Origin of the sequence: Lysinibacillus phoenicis (assembly GCF_047238325.1) — a bacterium.
Lineage (GTDB): Bacteria > Bacillota > Bacilli > Bacillales_A > Planococcaceae > Lysinibacillus > Lysinibacillus irui.
In genome coordinates this window covers 781705-798383 of the sequence record NZ_JBDFMP010000002.1, presented here as the reverse complement: position 1 = coordinate 798383, position 16679 = coordinate 781705, and the positions used below count along the sequence as shown (strand labels likewise).

Annotated in this window: 19 protein-coding genes and 1 pseudogene; 8 read left to right on the top strand and 12 right to left on the bottom strand. The window is 36.7% G+C overall.

The genetic code is table 11. The features are described from left to right. Nucleotides 1-532 precede the first annotated feature (532 nt). Nucleotides 533-1603, bottom strand: coding sequence for a hypothetical protein (locus ABC382_RS05360; RefSeq protein WP_412926642.1), 1071 nt, complete (start codon nucleotides 1601-1603; stop codon nucleotides 533-535). Nucleotides 1604-2085: 482 nt separating this feature from the next. Next, nucleotides 2086-2316 (bottom strand): hypothetical protein, encoded by a 231-nt coding sequence (locus ABC382_RS05355; protein ID WP_322611006.1) that lies wholly within the window; start codon nucleotides 2314-2316, stop codon nucleotides 2086-2088. A 413-nt stretch (nucleotides 2317-2729) separates the two neighbouring features. Here ABC382_RS05355 and ABC382_RS05350 point away from each other — a divergent pair. From ABC382_RS05350 to ABC382_RS05335, 4 genes and pseudogenes are all read left to right on the top strand, one after another. Next, nucleotides 2730-3178: pseudogene (locus tag ABC382_RS05350) on the top strand (NUDIX hydrolase). Between the two features lie 35 nt (nucleotides 3179-3213). Beyond that, complete coding sequence (locus tag ABC382_RS05345; RefSeq protein ID WP_312506169.1) at nucleotides 3214-4251, top strand: threonine aldolase family protein; 1038 nt, start codon at nucleotides 3214-3216, stop codon at nucleotides 4249-4251. A gap of 90 nt (nucleotides 4252-4341) precedes the next feature. Beyond that, a complete protein-coding gene (locus ABC382_RS05340; RefSeq protein ID WP_322611005.1) occupies nucleotides 4342-4893 on the top strand; it encodes a DUF1697 domain-containing protein in 552 nt (183 codons plus the stop codon). 28 nt (nucleotides 4894-4921) lie between these two features. After that, entirely contained in the window at nucleotides 4922-5131 is a 210-nt protein-coding gene (locus ABC382_RS05335; RefSeq protein ID WP_274796890.1) for a hypothetical protein, read from the top strand. Between the two features lie 189 nt (nucleotides 5132-5320). Here the strand turns inward: ABC382_RS05335 and ABC382_RS05330 are convergent, their stop codons facing one another. From ABC382_RS05330 to ABC382_RS05315, 4 genes are all read right to left on the bottom strand, one after another. Further along, nucleotides 5321-6160 (bottom strand): hypothetical protein, encoded by an 840-nt coding sequence (locus ABC382_RS05330; protein ID WP_322611004.1) that lies wholly within the window; start codon nucleotides 6158-6160, stop codon nucleotides 5321-5323. Between the two features lie 161 nt (nucleotides 6161-6321). After that, complete coding sequence (locus ABC382_RS05325; protein WP_274796892.1) at nucleotides 6322-6612, bottom strand: hypothetical protein; 291 nt, start codon at nucleotides 6610-6612, stop codon at nucleotides 6322-6324. 964 nt (nucleotides 6613-7576) lie between these two features. Next, nucleotides 7577-7930, bottom strand: a complete 354-nt coding sequence (locus ABC382_RS05320) for a hypothetical protein (RefSeq protein WP_274796893.1) — start codon at nucleotides 7928-7930, stop codon at nucleotides 7577-7579. Between the two features lie 48 nt (nucleotides 7931-7978). Beyond that, on the bottom strand, nucleotides 7979-8170 hold the full coding sequence (locus ABC382_RS05315; protein WP_274796894.1) for a hypothetical protein: 192 nt from the start codon (nucleotides 8168-8170) through the stop codon (nucleotides 7979-7981). Between the two features lie 137 nt (nucleotides 8171-8307). On the opposite strand from ABC382_RS05315, the gene ABC382_RS05310 reads away from it, so the two are divergent. After that, entirely contained in the window at nucleotides 8308-9108 is an 801-nt protein-coding gene (locus ABC382_RS05310) for an SDR family NAD(P)-dependent oxidoreductase (RefSeq protein WP_322604944.1), read from the top strand. A 45-nt stretch (nucleotides 9109-9153) separates the two neighbouring features. On the opposite strand, the gene ABC382_RS05305 is transcribed toward ABC382_RS05310, so the two are convergent. From ABC382_RS05305 to ABC382_RS05280, 6 genes are all read right to left on the bottom strand, one after another. Further along, on the bottom strand, nucleotides 9154-9657 hold the full coding sequence (locus ABC382_RS05305) for a DinB family protein (protein WP_274796896.1): 504 nt from the start codon (nucleotides 9655-9657) through the stop codon (nucleotides 9154-9156). 41 nt (nucleotides 9658-9698) lie between these two features. Then, on the bottom strand, nucleotides 9699-9896 hold the full coding sequence (locus tag ABC382_RS05300; RefSeq protein ID WP_322611003.1) for a hypothetical protein: 198 nt from the start codon (nucleotides 9894-9896) through the stop codon (nucleotides 9699-9701). 121 nt (nucleotides 9897-10017) lie between these two features. Beyond that, a complete protein-coding gene (locus tag ABC382_RS05295; protein ID WP_312506158.1) occupies nucleotides 10018-10890 on the bottom strand; it encodes a DMT family transporter in 873 nt (290 codons plus the stop codon). 209 nt (nucleotides 10891-11099) lie between these two features. Continuing rightward, nucleotides 11100-11549 carry a DinB family protein gene (locus ABC382_RS05290; RefSeq protein ID WP_322604946.1) on the bottom strand — a complete coding sequence of 150 codons (450 nt, stop codon included), beginning with the start codon at nucleotides 11547-11549 and terminating at the stop codon, nucleotides 11100-11102. Between the two features lie 68 nt (nucleotides 11550-11617). Continuing rightward, nucleotides 11618-12163 (bottom strand): DUF7010 family protein, encoded by a 546-nt coding sequence (locus ABC382_RS05285; protein WP_322611002.1) that lies wholly within the window; start codon nucleotides 12161-12163, stop codon nucleotides 11618-11620. A gap of 169 nt (nucleotides 12164-12332) precedes the next feature. After that, on the bottom strand, nucleotides 12333-12794 hold the full coding sequence (locus ABC382_RS05280) for a DinB family protein (protein ID WP_312506145.1): 462 nt from the start codon (nucleotides 12792-12794) through the stop codon (nucleotides 12333-12335). A gap of 157 nt (nucleotides 12795-12951) precedes the next feature. Here ABC382_RS05280 and ABC382_RS05275 point away from each other — a divergent pair, with 157 nt between their 5' ends. From ABC382_RS05275 to ABC382_RS05265, 3 genes are all read left to right on the top strand, one after another. After that, nucleotides 12952-13236, top strand: coding sequence for a PhzF family phenazine biosynthesis protein (locus ABC382_RS05275; RefSeq protein WP_322611001.1), 285 nt, complete (start codon nucleotides 12952-12954; stop codon nucleotides 13234-13236). Nucleotides 13237-14872: 1636 nt separating this feature from the next. Beyond that, nucleotides 14873-15382 carry an RNA polymerase sigma factor gene (locus ABC382_RS05270; protein WP_322611000.1) on the top strand — a complete coding sequence of 170 codons (510 nt, stop codon included), beginning with the start codon at nucleotides 14873-14875 and terminating at the stop codon, nucleotides 15380-15382. Beyond that, a complete protein-coding gene (locus ABC382_RS05265) occupies nucleotides 15372-15983 on the top strand; it encodes a zf-HC2 domain-containing protein (protein WP_322610999.1) in 612 nt (203 codons plus the stop codon). The genes ABC382_RS05270 and ABC382_RS05265 overlap by 11 nt, the downstream gene beginning before the upstream one ends. Nucleotides 15984-16679: the final 696 nt, after the last annotated feature.

Here is a 16679-nt window from a genome sequence, read left to right as displayed (position 1 = left end):
CCTCCACTTTGATTGCTTTATCCGTTACATTGAGCGAGCTATCCGCAACTTTTCTAATTTTATCCGTCAAATTGAGCAATCTATCCACCAGAATAAAACGTATCCTCCACTTTGATTGCTCTATCCGTCACTTAGCGCGTCTATCCGCTACTTTTCTAATTTTATCCGTCAAATTGAGCAATCTATCCACCAACATAAAGCGTATCCTCTATTATTGGTCAACAGGTAGAGAGAGGCAACAGATATATTTACAAATATCGTCAATGCCTACTTTAAACAGAGGAATATATGTTAGAATTTATATAACTAATGAGAGGAGTTGGAAAAATTGTCTTTATTTATTGTATTTTTAGGGATCATTATTATTGTTGGTATCGTCAGTAACGTAAGTAAACAACACAATAAATCGAACGATGAATCACATCATATTCACTCAACAAACGATTTTCTAACCCATGATACACAGATTTCCTCACAAGACAGCCATCATTGTGCTGATTCAAGTTCACCGACCAGTGATTCGTCCTGTGGCTCATCCGCTGACTGAGTAGAAAATGGAAGATGATTCTTTAAAAGGGTTGGATACTAGCTCGAAATAGTGACTGGAGTGATCAAGTTGGAGTAGAATGCGCTCCAAAGTGAGGTCAAAGTGATCCAAAGTAGTTAGGACCCGCTCCAAAGTGAGGTCAAAGTGATCCAAGGTAGTTAGGACCCGCTCCAAAGGGAGGTCAAAGTGATCCAAAAGAGAGTGAACCCGCTCCAAAGTGAGTTCAAGGTGATCCAAAAGAGTTAGGACCCGCTCCAAAGCGAGGTCAAGGTGATCCAAGGTAGTTAGGACCCGCTCCAAAGGGAGGTCAAAGTGATCCAAAAGAGAGTGAACCCGCTCCAAAGTGAGGTCAAGGTGATCCAAAGTAGTTAGGACCCGCTCCAAAGCGAGGTCAAGGTGATCCAAAGTAGTTAGGACCCGCTCCAAAGTTAGTTCAAGGTGATCCAAAAAAGTGTGGACCCGCTCCAAAGCGAGGTCAAAGTGATCCAAAAGAGAGTGAACCCGCTCCAAAGTGAGTTCAAGGTGATCCAAAAGAGTTAGGACCCGCTCCAAAGCGAGGTCAAGGTGATCCAAAGTAGTTAGGACCCGCTCCAAAGCGAGGTCAAGGTGATCCAAAGTAGTTAGGACCCGCTCCAAAGCGAGGTCAAAGTGATCCAAAAGAGAGTGAACCCGCTCCAAAGTGAGAGCAAGGTGATCCAAAAAAGTGTGGACCCGCTCCATAGTTGGGTCAAAGTGATCCAAAAGAGAGTGAACCCGCTCCAAAGTTAGTTCAAGGTGATCCAAAGTAGTTAGGACCCGCTCCAAAGTGAGGTCAAAGTGATCCAAAAGAGAGTGAACCCGCTCCAAAGTGAGAGCAAGGTGATCCAAAAAAGTGTGGACCCGCTCCATAGTTGGGTCAAAGTGATCCAAAAGAGAGTGAACCCGCTCAAAAGAGTGACCAAAGTGATCCAAAAGAGTATGAACCCGCTCCAAAGTGAGGTCAAGGTGATCCAAAAGAATGGGAACCCGCTCAAAGGAGTGACCAAAGTGATCAAATAAAGTGTCAAACCGCTCCAAAGCGTCATCTAAAGTGATCCCAAAAAGTTACCCACCGCTCAAAAGCGAGTCAACTGTTAAGAGCATATATTTCAGAATGCTCAAGACCTCCGTAGAACCTCCATTATCAATAAAGCTGGAACCTAATATACAGGTCTCCAGCTTTGGTTATATGTACGACTTATTTTAATTGTCTTGTTTTTGCATCTAGCATGTACTTAGCCAGATTGACATTAGGGGGAATTATACATGCAGTCACTTGCCATTCAACGAGGGTTTTCTTAACTGTGTTAATCCTTTGTTTTCAGGAGCAGGTAATAAATATCTGGGACTGGTTTCTCTACAATTTCTATTTATTGCGCTGATTCATCGGTGATATGTTTGGCAATAAAGTAATGAATGGCTACGCATGGCTTGTAAAATGACAATTTACTTGGATGAAACAAAAGAAAACCGCTATGAGCAACATACTTCCTATGATATAGCGGCGCTTTTTCATAGAACTAAAAGAGTTGCAAGAGAACATAATTGATGATCCACCCTCCAATAAAACCAATTACCCCGGCGAACATTAACACACGTCCATGTGTTGTTGCTTCATAGTCTCTTTTCAGAACAACACCCATACAACATGCGACAATTCCTAAAAATAGGGGGAAAAAGCCAAGAGCTAGCACAGCCGATAGCCAGCCAATGGTTATTAGTATTTTTTTGCCGTTCTTGTCGTTATTCATATCGCACCTCCATTTCCTATCATATCCATTATATATAATTTGTGGTCTTCGTATGTCTGAAAAATATGTGTGCAGACATAGCGAAGTGGGTAATGGATTGTGCCAAAAATACCCCTGATAAAGATGGATAATTACAATCACCAATCATACGCGGGCATTCTATCTACCATTTGAAAAACGGCATCCCTTTTTCCTACAAATGGTTAACTAATTATTCTCCCTAATAGGACAATAACGTTCAAGTCCTACGATAATCGATGGAATCCGTTTGATGGAAAAATTTGTGGTTTGTGATACAAGACTCCATTATGTGGGGGCTATAAGTTGTTTTGAAGATAAACAAATAGCGCAAAGGGAACAAAATACCGTAATATAATAATAGGAACTGAAAAAAATAGATTTGGAGGGGAACTATGGGCTACATCATGGATTTACGTCGGGAGGTCGGCACGAAGCCATTGATCATGGTAGGCGCAAGTGTCCTCATTTTCAATGAAAACAACGAGCTACTTCTACAGCATCGTAAGGATAATGCGTGCTGGGGACTAATTGGTGGTTCGATGGAATTGGGAGAAACACTTGAAGAGGTGGCCATCCGGGAAATGTATGAAGAGAGTGACTCATTCCTACTGACTTAGAGCTCTTAAACGTATTTTCTGGTCAGGAATTTTATTATCAATATCCACATGGGGATGAAGTTTTTAATGTCATTGCGGCGTATGAATGTCGTAGCTTTTCAGGTGAATTAAAGTATGATGAGGAAGAAGCAATGGCGATAGCATTCTTTCCACTGGATCAGCTGCCTAAGAAGATGAGCCCGCCAGATCAACAAGTCATAAATGATTATCTTCATAAAAAATAAGCAATAGATAGAGAGAATTTGGAGGGACTAAAAATATGATACGATTTGAAAACGATTATGCGGAAGGCGCACATCCAAAAATTTTACAGCAATTAGTAGCAACGAATGAAGAGCAATCACCAGGCTATGGGATGGATGAGCATTCGGAAAAAGCACGTGCCTATATTAAAAAAGCCATTGCAGACGAGCAGGCAGACATCCACTTTTTAGTTGGAGGAACGCAAACGAATACCACTGTGATCGCCTCTATCCTGCGTCCACATCAAGGGGTAATTGCAGCAACAACGGGTCATATTGCGGTACATGAAACAGGGGCAATCGAAGCGACTGGTCATAAAGTTTTGACATTGCCAAGTGATGATGGCAAGTTAACGGCTACACAGGTGAAAGCATGCATCGAAGGACATTGGCAAGACAGCACACATGAGCATATGGTGCAGCCAGGCATCGTGTACATATCACATCCTACTGAAAATGGCACGACATATAGTAAAGCAGAATTAACGGCTTTAAGCGACGTTTGTCGAGAGTATGGTCTGCCGTTATTCTTAGATGGAGCCCGTTTAGGCTATGGACTTGTGGCGCAAGATAGCGATTTATCTTTAGCAGAGATCGCCAAGCTTTGTGATGTATTTTATATTGGTGGCACGAAAATGGGGGCATTGTTTGGCGAAGCCGTGGTGATTGTCAATCCCGCATACCAAAAGGATTTCCGCTACATGATCAAACAAAGGGGAGGGCTGCTTGCCAAAGGTCGCTTATTAGGCATTCAGTTTGAAACTTTATTTGAAGATCAACTTTATATGGATATTTCCCATCATGCTGTTGACATGGCGATGCTAATTCGCCAGGCGTTTATCGATAAAGGTTTTGACCTGCGCTATGATTCAAAAACTAATCAGCAATTTCCGATTTTACCGAACAGCTTGCTCGCAACACTAGGCGAAAAATACTCCTTCTCCATTTGGGAAGCATTCGATGATCAACACACCGTTGTTCGCTTTTGCACAAGCTGGGCTACTAAAAAGGAGAATGTGGATCGTTTGATCGAGGACATTCAACAATTAGCCTAATCATCCACTGCACCTATTTGTTGGGTGCAGTTTTTTCCTAATATTCCCTCATGATTGCTATAATAGTAATGAAAGGAAAGGTGGTCATCCATGACGCAGTATGTAGCACTTTTAAGAGGCATTAATGTAGGTGGGCACAATAAATTGAAAATGGCTGAATTAAGAGAAGCTCTTATACCATTAGGCCTGCAAAATATACGGACTTATATTCAAAGTGGCAATATATTATTTGAATCAAGTGAATCGGAGGTATGCTTACAGCAGCAAATTCAAGAAACCATCCAAACAGCTTTCAATATCTCAAGTATCGTGATGATTAGAACTGCCGAAGAACTGCTAGCCATCGTAAACAACTGTCCGTTTTCACCGCAAGACATAGCGGATGCAAGTGCTACAGCAACAGGGGAAAGTCTCCATGTCGCCTTACTGCCAATGGCACCTACGGAAGAGAATGGTGCTAAATTAGTAGCATATGAAAGTGAAAAAGAGCGTTGTATTATCAATGGCAGAGATGTCTATCTGTTATTTTACGATAGCATCCGTAATGCCAAGCTTAGTCAACAGCTACCTAAACTGGAAGTACCAGCAACTGTTCGCAATTGGAAAACGATGATGAAGCTCGCTGCTATGGTGGATGAGTAAGAATAATAAACAGTATTGGAGGGATAGAATGAGACGAGATCAATTAAGTTATTTCATTTATCCAATTATCTATTTCATTGTAAGAACGTTTAATCAATGGAGAAAAGATCAATCTATCACGTGGGCAGAAAATACGGTGACACTGATTGGAACAATGGTCATCATGTATGCTTTTATTTGGTTGTGGAATTGGTCAAAAAAGCCGTATCAATGGGGAAAGAACAAAAAGGAAACATAATACAGGAGAGCAAATTTCTACGCCCCTTGAAATGTTGCTCTTTGTAGCTGCTCAAAAAGTTACTTATCATTAATACATAAAAAAACTGCAGTGAAATGAATCACTGCAGCATAGAATTGGTTGATACCCTTTGAGGTTTTCATTAGTATTATAGCAAACTTCTTTTTTTCTGTATAGAAAACATTCCCTTTACATCATTTTTTGTAATGTTTGCATCATTATCTTATGGAAGTTTTCTTTATCCCACAATAGGAAGGTTCGCTGTTCACCCAATTCGTATACTAATTGTTTTACAAGACAATAACCTACATAATAGGCTAGCCGAGTTGCTTGAAAATGCTGACCGCCATTGATGGAGAACCACTCTTTCCACACATAGGCTGCGTCATGTGTAGTTAAATCTATGAAAAATTGTTGAGCAATGGTCGATTGGTTCGTTTCAGCAAACTCCAGCCATTTTGGATCTTCTTCAAATGCAAAGTATTCATCTAATCTTGCCTGTACAACTTTTGTCGATAGATAAGTAGCGACCCCCTCCTGTAAAAGCCACGTAATAGGATGTACCCAATCAATTTTATCCCATTCAATCCCGTGCTTGTCGCTATACAAACAGTGTGCTACATGACCAAATTCATGACCGATAATAATGTTTAGATGTCGCTCATGCTTAGGCATTTTCTCTAAGCAAAAAGCAACATCAGGGTTATATTGACGGTAAGTAAAAGCATTACTTCCATATAAGCCAACAAGTAAATGTACATCACTAGTAAAATGAATTGTATACATTTTTTCATATTGGGCTGCGATGGTCGGAATGAACTTGTAAAGCATATGTCTTAATCGCAATAAATCAGGCAAAATGACCGCATGTTTTTCTATTGCATCCTGCTTTTTTTCCTCAACATGATGACAATGATAGTAAAAATACTCCTCATATTGCTTTTTATTAGAAGCATAGTAATCCGTCAAATATTTCGCAGTAGGTTGATAGTGTTGCACAAACTCAGTTACCGTATCGAAAATAATCATCATATGCTCCTGACCTAATTAAATTTTTCTGGCTTGGTCACTTTGATGGATGCGACTTCTCCACATTTTTTACAAAACGTTAAAATGAGCTGAAAAAGATGCTCTATATGTTGTCGCTGCTTTGCTCAATTTGAAAATTTAAAACAGTCGTTAAGTGTACATTATGGTTTTTGACACGCGAAATTATATCCTCCAATTTTTCTAGCTTCTGTTGCATTAGTTTGTCCATTTAAACCTGCGTCATCTCTTGAATCAATTATTGGGTTTCCACCCTGATCAAAACATCGATTCATGTAGTTCATTTTTTCTTTATGTGTAAGATATCGATCCCAGAAAAAATATCCAATGAAAGAAACCAAACCAATTCCTGCAAGCCATGCTACAACGGCGTATGGTGTTATTTCTCCATCTTCATTTTCTTTATAGATGATGTCGCCATCGTAATTTTCCATGTCTATCCCTAATGTTAAAAGTGTATTATTAACCTCTTTAGAAGTTAGTGACTCTAGAGATTCATAATAATTTAATTCTTCATCTGTGAAATGATATTTTTCTTTAGCTGTCTCTTCATCAAACTCTAGTTTCTTTGTATTAAAATTATATAATACTGATTCGGCTAAAGCACTTTTTACTTGCTAGTTCATTGGCATGCGCAAAATTCGATAAAACCGTAGATAATTGTATAAACATTTAACTTTTCATTACAACGATTCTCTATGTATTTTGTTAAAATAATACATTTATGTGTTATAATATGTATTATTTGTATTATTATACATGATGATCGCGGAAATGTATAATATAATAAAGAATGTGAGGTGTGCCTAATTGTATTTCTCAAATATCCAATTTTTAATGTTGGTATTTGCTTTTATTATTGTAGTTTTCAGTGCTATTAAGGTTTATCAAATAAGAAAGGAATATTTGATTAAGCAGAGGGAACTAGAGGCTGAATTCGAGAGAATCGAATTGGAGAGACAAAAAATAAAGGCAAATATAAGCGAACCTGAGAAAGCCAATAAATAAAATAACTTGCTTGTTTATACGCTATTTTATACATGCTTAAGCTAGTAATTTAACTAAGTGCTGTTAAATCAACAATGTATAAAAATAACCTGTAATCTAACTGAAAAGGCAGTAACACGAAGGGTTGGCCCTTTGTCGTTACTCCTTTTTAAAATGTTATGTAAAGTTAAAATGTATGAACGTGAATAAAACTTTTTTTGCAATGTTCTTAAAAAGTCCGAATAAAAACCAGTTACAATACGTTTTAAACGATTGTGCGAAGCGTAAGGGTACTCACATTTTAACACCTACAGTCTTAGTGGAGTACGTAGGTGCGAGTGGTAACAATATTACTTACTCAACACAAACAAAATATTCGTACCATTCATTTTGAAAAACAAGCAAAAGGTATTAATCCTTTTGCTTGTTTTTTTTATTGTGTTTGATTGTTAAATGTAATGAGAAACTTATCCCAACGATCATCATTACAGAAAAAACAACCGTGAACGTTTCTTTATAATAGATGGATGTAACAGCCATGACAATCGAACTAATGATAAGGGCTACACGTAATAATAGATCTGTTTTTTTACTTGGATTAAAAAAATCTTGAAGAATTGCAAATAAATAAGCTAATCCGAAAAATATAATGTACTCATAAACCAACACAGGCTTCACAGAATCGGGAATTCCTAAATACAGTAATTGAAATACGACAAGAAGCAATGCTACATATTTTAAATATTTATAGGAGTTTTTTGACAAATTATCACCCTTTTTTATAATAGATTAACATTATGAAACAAGTGTTAGTTATTTGTATAGGAGTTGATTTTTTGGTTTAAAATCGTCTATTAAAATCTTTTTTAGAAGATGAAATGTAAGTAAGCCTGTAGCCATTATAGAGCCGATTGGGCGAACATTTCCTTCACTCGTTATACTGCCAACTTGTCCCGTTGCAAATATGTCATTGCCGTATACTTGGCAAATTTGTTTATTTTCCATCTTATCACCTCGTTATGTAAATTTTAACATAAAAGTCATCTGGTCTGCTTAAAACTTCAAGGATATTAGTTTAAAAATAAATAGTTTAATGTTAAACTATTTTACGTTACTAATGAGAGTAAATGGAGGAATGAAAGATGGATCGAGTAAAAAATAAAGTCGCCTTAGTGACAGGGGGTGCGTCTGGAATTGGTTTATCAGCAGCTACACTATTAGCTAAGGAGGGCGCAAAAGTGGTCATTGCTGATTTCAATCTAGAGGGTGCTAAAGAAGCAGCTGATGCTCTAGTAAAAGAAGGGTTTGAGGCGTCAGCCATTTTCCTTGATGCTGGGGATGCTTCATCGATAGAAGGAGCGGTGAATTTTACTGTTGAACAATATGGAACTTTAACAGTCCTATTTAACAATGTCGGTCTAACCAATTTAAAGAAAGATTTAGATGTGGTGAATATTGATTTAGATGAATGGGACCGCTTAGTCAATGTGAACTTAAAATCAATTTTACTTGGCAGTCGTTTTGCGATTCCGTATATGCAAAAAGCGGGAGGGGGCTCAATTATTAATACCGCTTCCATGGCAGCATTTGCAAGTGATCAAATACGTACAGCCTATGGCGCTACAAAAGCAGGTGTAGTGAATATGACGAAAAACATTGCCACACAATATGGCAAAGATCATATTCGTTGTAATGCGGTTGCACCAGGTCTTATTTTAACACCAGCTGCCAAAAATAATATGCCAGAAGAAATGCTAGCGATCTATTCCAAATTTAATGCGCTCCCATATCATGGGGAGGCCGATGATATCGGTCATGCAGTTGTATTTTTAGCTTCGGATGAATCAAAGTTCATGACGGGCCAAACATTACAAATCGAAGGTGGGCATTATCTCGCTAATCCAACAATAGCCGATACAAATAACTGGTTAGCCACGTTATAAGCTAGCTAAAAGAGGTTGTCTCCTAATGGACAACCTCTTTTTCAACTACATTTGCGGAGCTTCCAATCCATACTGTGCCCATTCCTCTTTTGCTGGACCGTAAATGCCTGGAACCGTTAAACCAGCCTGGCGCATTAAAACGGTCATTTGTCCACGGTGATGGCTTTGGTGCTGTAACAAAAATAACAGCAGGGAGCCGTTGGGCATTTGCTGGCCGATAAATTCAATCTTTTCCTTCATTGTCTCATCAGTCCATTGTGTTTGGATCGCGTCTACGAAGGCTTGACTGGCTTGAAGATAGCGATCTGCAATTAATTGTGCAGAAGTTGGAACAGGAAAATCTTGCGCAGGTGCTTCAAATGATAAATTCGTATTCGAAGTAATTATCCGAATAGCAGCGACGGTATGCCATGCTATACGTCCTAACGTCCAATTATCAGCAGTAATGACTTGATTAAGTGATTCATCCGTAAGTTGATTGAGTAGTTTGTGTGTAGCAGCCGCTTCAAAAGACCATGATTGTAAAAAATCCTCTACTGTTTGAAACATTAAAATACCTCCCAAAATATAGTAGTCTCATTTCTATTTTGCTATGTGCCCAAAAGAAAAACAAGATAATATATTGCATAAAAAGGTAGTGCAATCGAAAGCATGATATACATCGTCCATTCACCGACGGTTAGTTTTCTTTGCCATCTCGTTAATTTAAGCTGTCGACGATAGATCATACTAGCCAATAAAATTGTTATTAAAGAAAGATCCTTTACATTACCTAAAAAGGTTATCACAGTATCAGCTCCTTTAGGCTGTTGCAATATATGTGATGAGTTAAGTGAACATACCGATCTGTGACAGTTTTCATTGAACAAAAAAGTGCGTCTCTATCTAACATAGAAACGCACTAACCATTTATTCATCTCGAATAACAATAAATACTCCACTAAAAATAAAGAGGGAGCCTAACCAGAAGGACAGCCCAATAGTTTCTCCTAATAACAACCAGCCTAAAAAAGTGCCGACTATGGGTTGAAAGAAGAAAAATAAGCCGCCGCTAGAAGCATTCATTAACTGAAGCCCTTTATTCCACAATAAAAATCCACCAGCTGTTGACACAATGCCCAGATAAAGCAAGCCCCCTGTAATCGTTGGCTGCAATACAGTTGTTAAATCTAACTCTTGTAACCTAGGAAGGACAAAAGGTGTTAATAGAATAACAGCAATCATCGATGAATAGGTTGTCACAACCATTTGAGAATACTCGCTCGGTACTTTTTTCACTAACACAGACATCAATGCCCAGGTTAAGGCAGCAATTAGTAAGTAGAGTCCACCTAATTGCTGCGTGACGTCGATTTGCCCATTGCCCACGATAATCCCGACACCAATCGTTGCGAGGACAATAGATATACATTTTTTGAGCGTTATACGTTCCTTCAACATCAAACGTGCAAAGACAACCATAAAAGCAGGAGTTGTCGCTGTAATAATCGCGCCCATCTGAGCAGTAGATAGCAAGGTACCCATTTCTTGCGTAACAATTGAAATGGTATTGCCAATGAGGCCCACAAGAAAAATGACTAGCCAATCTTTTTTAGCAATTTTCCACGATTGCTTCATCATGATGCCAATAATGCCTAGTGCCACCACCGCAATTAAATAACGAATCCAAACAAGCTCCAATGGTGGCACAACATCCACCACTACTTTAACTACTACATACATGGCGCCCCATATACTCGCTGCTAGCGATAAAAAGCTAGCGCCGATCACTTTATTTCTCATGTTTTTTCCTCCGTTTTCATAGATCCCTATGCCCTTAACGGAGAAAAAGCTCTTCTACCGTTAAGGAAGAAGAAGTCCTGGTACGTCCTGTTCAAATAATGGAGCAAACATCATATCAATCACACCATCCTATTTTTCATTTTTTACTTAGTATAATGGAATACGTCTTGTTTTCATAGTGTTCGGGAAAATGCACCTTTGTATCTTTATTAAAATAATGGCTTTGGAAATCCATTCAGGTGAGCAATAATTGAGATTTGTCCAACATGGTATGCCTCATGTGTGTAAACATGATGAAACAACCACTTGAATGTTGGGACTGAAGGTGGCGTCCAGCCATCAGAAAACCTTGGTACTTCTACTAATGCATTAAGTTCTGATTGGTCCAATGTATGGAGAATGTCATCCGTATAATTTCTAATTTGAATATAGCTATCTAGTAGTTCTTTAGGCGAGCAATCCTCATGAAGATGTAATATACAACTCTTTCTAAGGCCAATTTCATTTACCCAATAGTCCTCGCTACTTGCTATATGAGAAATAATCCAAGCTAGATTATTGGGATAGCCATCTGATGTCTTAAACCAAAATGCCTCATCAAGTTTAGTTAGGTAAGGTATTAACGTTTTTCTAAGATCATTCCGATATGGAAACAGCAAAAAAATCAATCCTTTCATATATTGATAGTAGATAACGAAGAATAAAAAAATCACCTACTAACAGGTGATTAATTACGACTGCCTTTAAGTTCTCTTCCAATGAATAGAACACCCATTCCATACACAATAGAAATAGCTAAAGGTACAAGAGTGAAAGCATGTTCTACAAAGAACCCACCAAAGATGAGAGCAGAAAAACAAGCTCCTAACGTAATGAATAAATAAGCTTTACTTTTATAAATCCATAAGTAAGGAAGAAAATGAGAGCCTGCAAGTAAACCAATGGTGAAGGGAAGGTAGTCAGGTATTTTCATATACACAAGAATAAAGACAGGTAGATAAAATGCTTGAGGAGCGGCAACGATCCCTCCTAAAGTCCCTAAAGGGTTACCAGGAACGTTTAAATTAACACCAAGGATTTTACTAATGAAAAACCCAATAGGAAAAATCGCACCTAAGCCAAATATCCAAATTAAACGAACAACTTCTATTGGAAAAACAAAGGGCATGAGGGTAAAAAGTAAAAAGACAAAGGCGCCAGCAAGCAAAATCGGAAATCCTTTTTTCGCTTCAACAATCATTTCATGTTGTAAATGTCCAAGTGTTCTATTCATAAACGACCACCTTTCGTATCAATAAAATACCACTATAATATACCAGTATTACACTATTATTACCATAGATGATTTATGAATGGGAATTTTGTGATTACTTTATTTTTGAGCCTGGGCATTTTTCTGTCGTTTAATGAACTTAGTAGGCCATTGTGTCACAGTAAGATGGCTATTTTTTCATTTTACGTATATATACAAGTTGTCCGATATGGTATGCATTATGAGTCGCAGCATTCGAAATAATTGCCCACCATTCTGCCTTTACAGGATAGCCATTTACAATAGATAAAAGCTGCTCTTCCTCAATGAGCTCTTGCCATTGGAGTAGTATTTGTAACAGCTTTTCTTTTAATTCAGAGAAGGTCTTCTCATCTCTAATGGTAAAAGTGTCATCGTTATTCGTCTTTGCACTGGCATTAACTTGATTTTCTTTATACCGTAATTGCCATGTTTCATTCCAATAAATTAGATGTTGGACAATTTCTGCAATACTATGGCTGTACTCATCAGGTTTCCAAAATGCTTCTTGTTCAGTTAGTCCGTCAACAGCTTCATCGAATGAGATATACCAACTACGATCATTCGCATTAGCTAGTAGCTGATCTAACAATATCGTCTTCGCATTCATCATTCACTTTTCATCTCCTTTATTTTTTAATATATCATTCTTCTAAAGCAGGGGAAATAAGTACTAAATTAATAGGGCTCTTATTATTTGATTGTAAAGTAATCATTCCTTCTATAAAGTTAAGGAATAAGCAATAGTACTAGTAAAGGAGAAAATGGATTTGTTATATTATGTTATTGATGCTTTTACAGACATACAGTTTGGTGGGAATCCTGCAGGTGTAGTAATTTATGAAGATTTAAACGAAGTGTTTATGCAGAAATTTGCTGCAGAAGTTCGTTTTTCAGAAACAGCATTTATTAAGAAAATAGATAATAAAAATTTTGATATCAAATTTTTTACACCGACAGCACAGGTTGACCTTTGTGGACATGCTACGATTGCATCCTTCAAAGCCCTATTGGACAGCCAACACATACAACATTTTCATTTAATATCACAGTAACTATAAAAACAGGTGATATTGGATTAGGTGCGACGACTGCAGAAACTAAAATGACTTCTACCGCTATCAAGTTTAATTTCTAAAAAAAAATTACAGGTGTGATTAAATGATTGATTTTATTGTTGCTACATCGGTTTTGATGAATCCAATACTTACCCTAGTTTTATCTTTAAATGTATGTCTTTTTATAATCAAAATTTCCAAAAATGATTATCAAAGAATTAAAACAAACATAGTATGGATATGTATTTCTAGTACGTATATCATCTTTACTTTAACAATGTTGTTCGCTAACATAGGTAATATATCCTGAATATTTACCTATATTTTATAACAACTATATAAGAAGAAAATTTTACCATTATGAATAGGTCGGTCTATTTATAGTAAGTATTGGAATTTTAGGAGAGTTAATCAAGAATTGACGCTAAGTCATTTTACTCAAATAACAAGTGAAAGTATAACTTTAGAGAGCACCCCTAATATATGGATATATCCTTTATTAGGAGGTGATCTCTTTTAATGATGTAATTCCGAAAAAAGGAAGTGAATAACTATAACTGTTGTATAAACGCACTCTTAACTTTCTCAAATTCATGTTGAGAAGTCTTCTTTAACTTGGGGAATTCTGAGGCTGAAATACATTATAGCACCTTCTATTGCTTGAGGATTAATTTTAATTAACTTTATAAGTTATTTCATTAACATACCCCAAAGCCAAATTAGTACTAGTATCTTTTATTTTACAAAGATTTGTGAAATAGTCTTCAAGTACCTCATTACTACACCCTAATTTTTCATGAACTATTGTGTCAGCTCTTAGAGGTGAATAAATGGATAGCAATTTTGATACGCATTTTCTTTTCACTTATTTCATTGGGAGAATATAAAATAAATCCCATTAGTGCACTTAAAAATGAAAATGCAATAATGATATAAATTGACTTTAAATCAAAAGTTATATTGGGATAATATCTTTGTCTTAAAATAGCTATAATAAAGAGTATAGATGCAAAGATAATCAAAAAATTCCAAATGATGCTTTGTACAAATTCGGAAAATTTTATATATGTATACCCCTTTACAATCCAAGCATTTTTTAAGGACAGGGACATACTGCCCTGATGTAACTGCACGTTCCCCATTAATCTAACTCATAAAGCTTATGTTTTACCTAAAAAACGTAATCCTCTCAATAAAGAAAAACCTTTCCGTCAACTGTCTCAAAATAATAGACATCTTTAAGATTAATCCGTTGAACCCTTCTATTGAAATTTTCAAATTATCACCTTCGAAATTCAAACTATTTCAGGTTAGATGTCCGTGATTTTACTAGTACCATAATGATTTGGAAATAACAACCTTCAGACCATTAGAGCATAATCAACTTAAATTCTTATTTTTTAATAAAACTTTATGTGGATATGTTATGGTGAAGCGTATTAAAAATTTTATATGAGATTATAGAAAAACCCTTTTCTTCAACAATCAGGTGTATTTCTTTTATAAAAGGTTACTAAAGGGTGCTTCGGGTAGGATAAAGATATATTATAAACAATACAATTTCTTGTAACGAAAAGCATTTTAATTCTATTTATAAGTATCACAGTTAATAGTTAAGAAAAGGAGGGGGCAGGTGGAGGATTTAAGTGGAATCTATCAATCTTATGCAGATGAAGTAAAACGGTTTCTTATTTGTTTAACGTCGGATGTAGATTTAGCGGAAGAGTTAACACAAGAAACGTTTTATCAAGCGGTTAAGTCAATCCATCGTTATAACGGTGATTGCAAAATATCTGTCTGGCTATGCCAGATTGCTAAACACACTTATTATAACTACTTAAAAAAGGAGAAGAACCATCATAATGCCAGCGTAGAAAATATGATGCAATTGGGTTTAGAAATCCCTTCAAACAAGGATTTACCAGAGGTCGCGGTCATAAAGCGCAATACACTGATTTCTATACATAAAGAAATTCATCGTTTACAGGAGCCATATCGGGAAATCTTTTTACTCAGAACATCGATTCAACTTAGTTTTAAAGAAATTGGTGAGATATTTGATAAAAGTGAAAACTGGGCAAGAGTGACCTATTATCGTGCGAAATTAAAACTATCAGAAAGGATTGATCCGCATGAATTGTAATATTATTAAAGATTTAATGCCATCTTATATGGATGAAATTTGTAGTGAAGAGACTGCTAAAGCTGTCGAAGAACATATAGAACACTGTGAAAAGTGTCAGCGAAACTTACAGATGATGAAGCAACCAACCAATAACATTCAAGTGATGTCAAAAGAAGTAACCGTAGCAAAAGAGCCTTTTAAACGAATTAATAAAAAACGACGTATTCAAGTGCTTATAGCAGTTATGATTACCTTTATGATGACAATAATAGGAGCATGGATCGTACAAGATGTTGGGGTTGTCAATGACATCTTTTTCCCAGATGAGTGGGGAATTGCAACTGTACCGGATGATAAGGAAGAATGGGAGGGTGTAAAGTTTAATGATCAAAACTATATCATATTTGATAGTATTTTTTGGAGAAAAGCAATCGTGAATCATGCGAATAATGAAAAGAACGTGTTAGTAAGAGTAAAAGATGATAACGACAATATAGTCATTGATGCAGTGCAAGTGCCGGCAGGAACAAGTGTGAAATTAGAGGGCTTGAAAAGACATGAAAAATATTATATTGAAATCAAAGCGCCACAAGGTAGATTTACTATTAATGCGATATGAGAAAAAACGATACTAGTCATATATATTGAATTATTTCTCAAGAAAAGGGCAGTAAGTTTGTTTTGGCTTTTATTCTATTTCAGTATAAAAAACGCTAACCGAAAGATTAACGTTTTATACATGATTGAGGGAACACGCAAGTGTATTTGGTGTATACTATATTAGATTCAAAAAACGATTTCGAATAATGAAAGCCCTCAAGTTTCTAAAGTAAGAATGAACAATAGAATTATAAGGAGCCGTTTTCTAATATAGAGTTGGAGTCGGAGGAGAACAACGGAAGGAGTCGATGTCTCTTAAAGCAATTGAATATTGATTCCATCTTCCACCGAAAAACCTGTAGCCATAAGCTCTTTCGTGACCCACAGCAGTCAAGAAGAACCAGAAATTGTCACCGTTTCTAAGCCACATATACGTGAAACGAAATAAACAATTTTCAAGCCCCCTTGGATTCTGGCCATAGAAAGGCATTTCTTCCATATATCGCATATGTCAGATTCACTCCTTTTTAAAATTAGACTTATAACCAGTTTATGCCTAAGGTCAGAGCTTGGGTTGGATGTATGCCCTGCATAGTTTTTGTAGAAGGAAGCAGCCACTGCTAAATCGACAAGCTAAAATTCCTTGTTAAGTGTAACGGGCACATTTCTTTAGTATGGAAGGGTCTTTCTTCATGAAATGGGCTATATTGGAGAG

Coding starts and splice junctions, on each gene's coding strand:
- ABC382_RS05335 (WP_274796890.1), top strand. CDS start 4,922: ATGAGACGAGATCAATTAAGTTATTTCATTTATCCAATTATCTATTTC.
- ABC382_RS05345 (WP_312506169.1), top strand. CDS start 3,214: ATGATACGATTTGAAAACGATTATGCGGAAGGCGCACATCCAAAAATT.
- ABC382_RS05340 (WP_322611005.1), top strand. CDS start 4,342: ATGACGCAGTATGTAGCACTTTTAAGAGGCATTAATGTAGGTGGGCAC.
- ABC382_RS05280 (WP_312506145.1), bottom strand. CDS start 12,794: ATGATGAATGCGAAGACGATATTGTTAGATCAGCTACTAGCTAATGCG.
- ABC382_RS05315 (WP_274796894.1), bottom strand. CDS start 8,170: ATGGAAAATAAACAAATTTGCCAAGTATACGGCAATGACATATTTGCA.
- ABC382_RS05265 (WP_322610999.1), top strand. CDS start 15,372: ATGAATTGTAATATTATTAAAGATTTAATGCCATCTTATATGGATGAA.
- ABC382_RS05330 (WP_322611004.1), bottom strand. CDS start 6,160: ATGATTATTTTCGATACGGTAACTGAGTTTGTGCAACACTATCAACCT.
- ABC382_RS05310 (WP_322604944.1), top strand. CDS start 8,308: ATGGATCGAGTAAAAAATAAAGTCGCCTTAGTGACAGGGGGTGCGTCT.
- ABC382_RS05285 (WP_322611002.1), bottom strand. CDS start 12,163: ATGAATAGAACACTTGGACATTTACAACATGAAATGATTGTTGAAGCG.
- ABC382_RS05325 (WP_274796892.1), bottom strand. CDS start 6,612: ATGGAAAATTACGATGGCGACATCATCTATAAAGAAAATGAAGATGGA.
- ABC382_RS05295 (WP_312506158.1), bottom strand. CDS start 10,890: ATGAGAAATAAAGTGATCGGCGCTAGCTTTTTATCGCTAGCAGCGAGT.
- ABC382_RS05305 (WP_274796896.1), bottom strand. CDS start 9,657: ATGTTTCAAACAGTAGAGGATTTTTTACAATCATGGTCTTTTGAAGCG.
- ABC382_RS05355 (WP_322611006.1), bottom strand. CDS start 2,316: ATGAATAACGACAAGAACGGCAAAAAAATACTAATAACCATTGGCTGG.